Here is a 7854-nt window from a genome sequence, read left to right as displayed (position 1 = left end):
CGGCGCGGCCAGCAAGATCAGGATGGGAAACCACGGCAGCCCGTCCATGCCGAGGACGAGCGCCGGCAGCACCAGAAGGAGTAAGAGCTGGCCGGCGAGGCTCAGCGCGGCAGTGATGCGGCTGACCAGATCGGCGAGGGCCATCACCCGAATGTCATCGTGGGCGATATGGGCGACCTCATGCGCCAACACCGCCGCCAGTTCGCGCCGGTCGAGCCGCCGCAGCAGGCCATCGGAGACGAGGACCGCAGCATCGTCGCGACGTCCGGTCGCGAAGGCGTTGACGGTCGCCGAGGGCAGATAATGGAGCTGCGGGACGCGTGCCAATCCGGCACGCTGCGACAGCGCGTCCAGCAGGCGATAGAGCCCCGGTGCCTCGCCCGGTCGCACCGGGCGGGCGCGATACAGCGACATCAGCAGACGCGGCGGGATCGCGGGATTGGCCGCGGCGAGGATAAGCACACCGAGCAGGGTGCCCCACAATAGCGGCTCGCCCCCGATCGCCCAGGCCGGCGAACCGAGCAAGAGGGCGAGCAACGCCAACAGCCCCAGGCTCTGAAGATTGTTGCGCAGCTTGTGCCGAGCGAGTTGACCGTGATTCATGCACCATCCGTGAGGTCGTCCGGCTCGAACCTCAATCGGACGGCGCAGGTCTCGCCGCGCCGGTCACCGGCCTTCCCGGCGGGTGCTCCCTAGCGGAGCGATGCCTTGGCCGTAACCACAGATCGAGAGTTCGCCATGTCGCAGGATCCCAAGCCGCACGACCGAGACACCGAAGCAGACTCGATCGCCTACTACGAAGACCAGGCCGAGACCTTCTTCGCCGAAACAGTCACGATCGACATGGCCCCGTTGTACGCTCGGTTCCTCGCCCGCGTCCCGCCCGGCGGGCACATCCTCGATGCAGGCTGTGGGTCGGGGCGCGATGCGCTGGCGTTTCGGCGGCTGGGCTATGCGGTGACCGCGTTCGAGGCGTCGCCGACGTTGGCGCGGCTGGCTACCGCGCATTGCGGATTGCCGGTCGAGGTCCAGCGCTTCCAGGAGATCAACTGGCAGGACGCATTCGACGGCATCTGGGCATGCGCGAGTTTGCTGCATGTGCCGATGGCGGAGCTGCCCGATGTGTTCGGCCGTCTCGGGCGTGCGCTCAAGGCCGACGGGGTGCTCAATGCCTCGTTCAAGTACGGGGCGGGGGAGCGGGAGCATGGAGGGCGGCGGTTCACGGATCTGGACGAGGAGGGGCTCGCGGGGCTGGTCGAGGCGGTTCGAGAGCTCGTGGTGCACGAGGTCTGGATCACCGGGGACCGGCGGGAGGGGAGGGGAGCGGTGGTTGAATGCGATTGTCGGGAGGGGATTGCCGATACACGCGGGGCATCGGAAGTCCGGGCAACCTCATGAGTCGGCGGTGCCGGCCGAGGGTGCGACCTGAAGGCTCGGATTGCTGCCAGTCTAAACCGCCTCGCCGGGTGCCGGGTATGACCGATCACTCAACCCTGGCGGCGATCAGGAGGAACTCGGCTGAATCCAGACGTTCAGTCGAGTCGCCGCTATGGCAGTAACACGCGCTTTGCGGACTCCCAGGGCTGCCTACGCCAGCGATCCCTACACGCGGATTGCTGCCGCTGGCGGTAGCGGCCTCCAGCAGGTGAAAACGACCCACAGCGCACGTTCGCTCCGCGAGCAACGACCGCCGTGAAACAAGCCGCAGCGGACAGAGAGCTGTTTATTGCATGACTGGAACTCCCGATCGCGCGCCCACGAGTCGTCCTGACGGGGGCAATGGATCGGGGCCGCCCTGGCCTGCAGTTGCCTTTTGTTCCGCGGCTGTGTGCGAGCGCGGGATCCGGTCTGGTTCCCGGCCCAGTCGTCTTGCGATCGACCGCCTGCGGCCCGAAGCGGAGTCATTGAATCGTTTTCCGTTACAATCCAAGCCAATCCCTTCCCAAGCTTCAAGAGTCATGACCAAAGCCGAGCTATATCGCACTGAGACAGACCGCATCGAATGGAAGCGCACGCCTCAGGACAGCGATGGCATCCTGCGTGCGGCCTGCGCCCTGGCGAACGATCTCGGAGGGAGCGGCGAGCCGGGCCGGCTGGTGATCGGGCTGGAAAAGGACGGCTTCCGGCGCGGAGTCGACGCGGAGCGGCTGGATCAAATTCAGCAGGACCTGTCGAACCGACTGCGCTCGACCAAGATCCAGCCAACGCCAAGCTTCGACATTTCCGTCGATCACGGGGATGATGGCGTCACACTCCTGGTTATCACCGTCATTCCTTATCCGGTTCCGCCGGTCGTGATGATGGATGGCATTGCTTGGGTGCGCCAGGGCAGCTCCACCCGACGTGCGACTCAAGCCGACCTGCTGCGCTTGAACGAGCGTCGTCCGGAGCACAGCCAACCCTTCGATCTTCGCCCGATCGCCGCGGCAACCCTTCAGGATCTCAACCTAGGCCTGCTCCGAGCCAAGTACGAGGCCGCGCGGGTCGAAGACCTCGACGAGGAGACCTTTCCCGGCTTGGAGCAGTGGCTGACTCAGCGTCAGTTGGGCCGTCCGGTGGCCGGGACCTGGCGCCCGAACCCGGCAGCGCTCTTGCTCTTCGGTGTGAGCCCGCAGTCCTGGCTTCCGGGGGCCACGGTCGAGTTCGTACGCTATGCGGGACAGGACATCGACAGCGAGGTGGTGGCCCGCAAGACGGTGGCTGGAACCCTGGCGGATCAGCTGGAGGGAATCTGGGCGCAGTTGACCGCCCATCTGGCATCTGTGCCGGATCATCGGGAGAACGAGGGCATCGTCGAGCGTTATCTCCCGCAATATCCAATCGAGGCGCTCAAGGAATTGGCTCGCAACCTGGTTCAGCACCGCCTGTACGAAGGGACTTACGCGCCCGGACGCATTGAGTGGCTCGGTACGCGCATCGAGTTTTCGAATCCGGGTGGCCCATTCGGGCGGGCGAGCGAGGGCGAGTTCGGAGAGCATTCCGACTACCGCAACCCCATCGTGACTGCCGGCCTGGTAGACATGGGTTATGTGCAGCAGCTCGGACGGGGCGTTCGGCGCGTGCGATTGCTCCTGGAGCGAAACGGCAACCCTCCTCTGGAGATCGAAAAGGATGGCTTCACGCGGTTGATCCTGAGGGCTCGGCCATGAAATCGATCGTCTTCTTCAACAACAAGGGGGGAGTCGGTAAGACGACCTTGACCTTCAACATTGCCCATGTCTTGGCTGGACGTGGGGTGCGGGTCGTCGTGCTCGACTTCGACCCACAGTGCAATATCTCTGCGATCTTTCTCGACGAGATCCGACTGTTCGAGATTTGGGAGGACGGCCGCAGCGATGGTACGGTCACCGGCTGCTTAGAGCCGGTGCGGAGGGGTAAGGGAGACGTGCTGCCGCCGCGCTTGGAGCGCGTTGCCGATGGACTCTGGCTGCTTCCCGGACACCTGGCGCTCAGTCGATTCGAGCAGACCTTGGCGGAGGAGTTCGCCAAGACGCTGGCCTCGGACAACGATCGGGCGCTCGATGTGACGACGTCGCTCGATCTGCTGTCGAATCTCGCCGCCGAGCAGGTGGCGGCGGATGTGATGATCATGGATCTTGGCCCCAGCCTGGGTGCCCTCAACCGGGCGGCGCTGCTGGCATGCGATCACCTGGTGCTTCCGGTGGCACCGGATCTGTTCAGCTTGCAGGGGCTCCGCAACGTCGGGCCGACCTTGCGCGAGTGGCGGCGCGACTGGGGCACTGTCCGTGAGCGAGGTCTCACCGGTAAACCCCAAGAGACCTTGCCTCCCCATGATTTCCTGCCACTCGGTTACATGGTTCAGCAGCATCTGGCCAGGGCCGATCGACCCGTCGCGGGTTACGCCCGTTGGGCGCAGGCCATCCCTGCCGAGTATCGCCGATCTGTTCTGGATGAAGCGCCTAGTCAAACCGCGGCTTCCTTCGAGAAGGACGAGCATTGCCTTGCCCTGATCCCGCACTACGCGAGCCTGGTCCCGATCGCCCGGCAGGCACGTAAGCCGATCTTCGATCTCAAGCAGGCCGACGGGATCGGTGGGGGGCAGATTCAGGCCGTGGCACGCTGTCGGGACAACTTCATCCAAATTGGTGAGAAGCTGTTGAAGCGGCTCGGGATCGACGTGCCTTAGTTCGACGATCGCGACGTCCGGTAGTCCCCGATAGCCATGCACGCGGGTACAATGCCTAAGTGTCGCAGCCCAGGGGGCGCGAAGACGCGCATCCAAGTATGCAGAACACATGCGGGACGCCGTGAGTCAGTGGTCGTAAGGTCGCGCCGTAACTGGCCGACGCGTGGCGAACAAGACAGGTGTCATCCCCGCTCATTAAATGCCCTGTGTGTGAGACATAGGTGCCTCTCGGTTGCTCATTGGTCAGCGGCAGCTCTTGACCGAGGCCGGGGTATGGTCATGCGTGAGCCCGGTGACCGCAACTGTGACATTACTACCGCGCAGAGGGGTACCGCGAGCGGCGGCTCTGTTTCCGGAACGGTCGCTCACGACGTGACGCCGAGCGGTTGGTCTGGGTCGACTCCGTAAGCTCTCCCCACTCTCAGCCGATGTCGAATTGCGACAAGAATCCAGCAGCCGGATGGGCGGATCACCGACCCAATGCTTTCTCAAGCCCTCGCTGCATTCGGGCGCTCAAGCCGCGGAATCTCCTCGGGTTCGGCCAGCAGCTGGATAGAGCGCGCCTTCCCCGTCGGGCAGCAACGCAGATCGCCCGGTTTCGGCATGGTCGTCGTCAGCTCGATGCGGTCCGGCAGGAACGCAACGTCACGCGGCTCCATCCCGTAGACCTCACGCACGCGCCCTGTCAAACGATAATCCGCCCCCGAACGGCTGAAATGCCCCATTTCGATCGTGACATTGCCGGCCGCCCCTTCGATCGCCCGGTACAGGACCCCGATGGCTTCGGTCGCCCGCGCCGGAGTCGTGCTGTCCGGGAGCCAATAGGCGGAGACGGATTCGCCTCCGAGTGCATCCTCAAGGAACCTTACGCGCTCGGGATCGAGCGAACCGTCTGCAAAGAGTTCACCGCTCACACCCACCATGACTAGGAGCACGAGGATTGCACCGACGATAGGTTGATTCTTCATGGATACCGATCTCCCCTAAGAATGAAGGTCGCGGGCCATGCCCAGCGATGGCTGGGCATGATGGTGACTGCAGTGATTGTGGCCTCCCGATCGAGGTTCCGTCATGGCCAGTGTCCTGCAGATCCTCCGTGTACTTGCACCCGCTGACGTAGAAATTGGTGCAGCCCAGGAAGGGGCCCTTCTTGCCGCTCCTCTCGACCAGTCTTCCGGTCCCGCAGCGAGGACAGGCTCGCTCGCTGTAACCGCAGAGCGCATTGTTGCAGGTATGCCGCTCCCCGGAGGGATCGGGCACGAGGATCCCCCTTTGACACCGTCGACAAGCCTGCTCCGTTCGCGTGCACCGCGGATAGTGCGAGCACCCGTAGAAGTTGCCCGATGGGCCGCTGCGCAGCAGCATGATCCCGGTCTTGCATTGTCGGCACTTCACGGGGGCGACCGACGCTCCACCGCGCGTCTCGACGTCGACCCCGAAGGCTTGGATCTCCGCGACGAAGACCGACGGAAGCCCTTCGTCGACGATCAGGTGCACGGAATGTCGGGCTCGCGTCAGGGCGACATAGAACAGACGCCGTTCTTCGGCATGAGGCGCCTTTTCGGGCGTCGCCAGCACCAAGCCAAGCAGGGGGTCGTCGGCGATCTGCGAGGGAAATCCATACCGTCCGGCCTGCATGCCCAGCACGATGACATGATCGGCTTCCAGTCCCTTCGCGCCATGGGCGGTTTTGAACGACGCGGAGAGGTTCGGATAGTCGCGTCCGATCGCGCTCCACGGCAAACCGTCGCTCTGGAAACCGTAACGCCCGAGAAGCAAGACGCTGCGTTTCGCGCCATCGGCCCGTCGAGCGATCTCCGAGAATGCATCGCCGACCGGATCGATGCCGCTCTCCCCCGAGCGATGGATCAGGACGCTCGCGCCGGTCGAGGGCCGTTCGGCGGCGACGGTCTTTTTGATCTGGGCCGGATTGGCGAGCACGAAGCGGGTCGCCACCGCGTTGATGCCGGCGTTGCACCGAAAGGTGCGGTCGAGGGCCACGGTCTCCGATGGGCCGAAATGCTCCTCGAAGTCGCGCATCAAGGCGATGTCGCTGCCGGCGAAGCGATAGATCGCCTGCCAGTCGTCCCCCACGCAAAACAGCCGATGCTCCTGACCCTGGCCCTTGAGTGCCTTGATCAGCTTCGCACGACCCGCCGAGATGTCCTGGAACTCGTCGACCAGGATACAACGGTACTCGGACCGGTAACGACCCGAAGCGACGTGATCCGCCGCACGCAGGATCATGTCGTTGAAGTCGATCTCGTTCGTTGCTCGCAAGCGGCGCTCGTAGCGATTGTAGACAGCCTCGAACAGATCCAGGAAGGCGGCGACCCGTTGATTCTTGTCGCCTTGTCGGCGAGCCTTAAGGCGCAGATCATCGAGCCGATAGCCGCCCCCTTTGAAGTGGTTGAGAAAGGTGCCGGCGAGCTTGGTCATCACCCCGATGCGATGCCCCGAATTGAGCCGCTCCAACGCCTGCTCCGACGAGATCGGATTGAACGCCACGCCAGCGGCGCGTAGCTGACGCTCCAACTCGGTCAGGAGCGTCCCCTCGCTCTTCTGGTAGCTGTAGGTCTCGATCAGGCGGGTGCCGTGCTTGCGGTGGAGCTCGCGTTTCCAATCGATGCCCGCGTGATACTCGGCCCGATCGACATAAGGCGCGGTCGACCAATCCCTCGCGATTCCGAAGTGCTCGATGTAGAGATCCGCGTCGGTCAGGTAGAAATCAGGCCTGTACTGGCGATGTTCCGCATCGGCGGTCGGATGCTGGTAATCGGCCTCGTAGCGGTAAGGCACGCCGTTCAAGCACAGGAAATTCGCGATCTCCGCTTCCTCGAAGCTCTTCACCGTCTCGCCGTTGAGGCTCACCATGTCGACGGATCTGAGGTAGTCGAAGTACTCGCCTTCACTCTTGAATTCGAACGGACTGTGGTAAGGGGCAAAATGACTCTGCGCGTAGGCGCGGGCTGCATCCGAGGTCGCCGGGTCGCAGATGGTCTCGGTCAGCAGCGATTGCAGATGCTCCGTGAACTCACGGTCATTGCCGGCCCAGGACGCCAACGACGGTTTCGTGCCGGTGGCTCGGGCAATGATGTCGAGACCCAAGGCGTGGAAGGTGCTCACCCGCAGGTCGAGGCCGAATCGTTCTTTGAGGCGTGTTCTCAGCTCTTCGGCCGCGTCCCGGTTGAAGGCCAGCAGCAGCAACTCGCGAGGCTTGCACAGCTCCTTGTGGAGCAGGTATCCGGCCTTGGCGACCATGACGCTGGTCTTGCCCGAACCGGCGCCTGCGATGACACGCGTGTTCTCCTCGTGGACGACCACCGCCCTTCGCTGCGCGCGGGTCAGAGGTCTCGACTCGACCGTGTTGAAGTAGCCGTCGTAGCGTTTCAGCTCGGCATCGACAAAGGTCCGGTTCGCCCGGATTCGGAAACCCGGGGGGTCACTCGCAAAGCCCTGCAGGACCCTCAACGCCTCGACGAGACCTGGACTCGAGGTCATCTCTTCAGCGGGAATGCGCAGCACGGGCGCCAGGATTGCCGTGTCCGACTTCGCGCGTGCGACGCGATGGTGGGCCACCCAGAACTCGCCGGCCTCCGCGCGTTGGACCCACTCGGCAACCACGGTGGCGCGGGTCGCTTCGCGCTTGAGCAAACCGACCGACTCTTTGTAGACCTGTCCAGCCTCCGCGAATGCCTCGACGAAGC

General features: G+C 64.0%; 6 protein-coding genes. 3 read left to right on the top strand and 3 right to left on the bottom strand.

Annotated features, from left to right (window positions below; translation table 11 throughout):
• Positions 1-603, bottom strand: a 603-nt coding sequence (locus GPT33_RS15310) for a M48 family metalloprotease (protein WP_296810464.1), incomplete at its 3' end; no start/stop codon positions are given.
• A gap of 105 nt (positions 604-708) precedes the next feature.
• Here GPT33_RS15310 and GPT33_RS15305 point away from each other — a divergent pair.
• The 3 genes from GPT33_RS15305 to GPT33_RS15295 all read left to right on the top strand — a co-directional run bounded on the left by GPT33_RS15305 (position 709) and on the right by GPT33_RS15295 (position 4147).
• On the top strand, positions 709-1398 hold the full coding sequence (locus GPT33_RS15305) for a class I SAM-dependent methyltransferase (protein ID WP_363929412.1): 690 nt from the start codon (positions 709-711) through the stop codon (positions 1396-1398).
• Positions 1399-1958: 560 nt separating this feature from the next.
• The gene (locus tag GPT33_RS15300) at positions 1959-3149 is read left to right on the top strand and encodes an RNA-binding domain-containing protein (protein ID WP_296810460.1); all 1191 of its coding nucleotides are present in this window, start codon (positions 1959-1961) and stop codon (positions 3147-3149) included.
• Complete coding sequence (locus GPT33_RS15295; protein WP_296810458.1) at positions 3146-4147, top strand: ParA family protein; 1002 nt, start codon at positions 3146-3148, stop codon at positions 4145-4147. Before GPT33_RS15300 ends, GPT33_RS15295 begins: the two co-directional genes overlap by 4 nt.
• A gap of 488 nt (positions 4148-4635) precedes the next feature.
• Here GPT33_RS15295 and GPT33_RS15290 read toward each other — a convergent pair whose 3' ends face one another.
• Both GPT33_RS15290 and GPT33_RS15285 read right to left on the bottom strand, forming a co-directional pair.
• Entirely contained in the window at positions 4636-5115 is a 480-nt protein-coding gene (locus GPT33_RS15290) for a hypothetical protein (RefSeq protein ID WP_296810456.1), read from the bottom strand.
• The coding region (locus GPT33_RS15285; RefSeq protein WP_296810454.1) for a UvrD-helicase domain-containing protein at positions 5051-7854 on the bottom strand (2804 nt) is incomplete at its 5' end. The genes GPT33_RS15285 and GPT33_RS15290, both read right to left, overlap by 65 nt.

Origin of the sequence: Thiocapsa sp., from assembly GCF_011390875.1 — a bacterium.
Classification (GTDB): Bacteria; Pseudomonadota; Gammaproteobacteria; order Chromatiales; family Chromatiaceae; genus Thiocapsa.
Note: the sequence above shows the minus strand (reverse complement) of the source record. Positions and strands in the feature narration are given on the sequence as shown.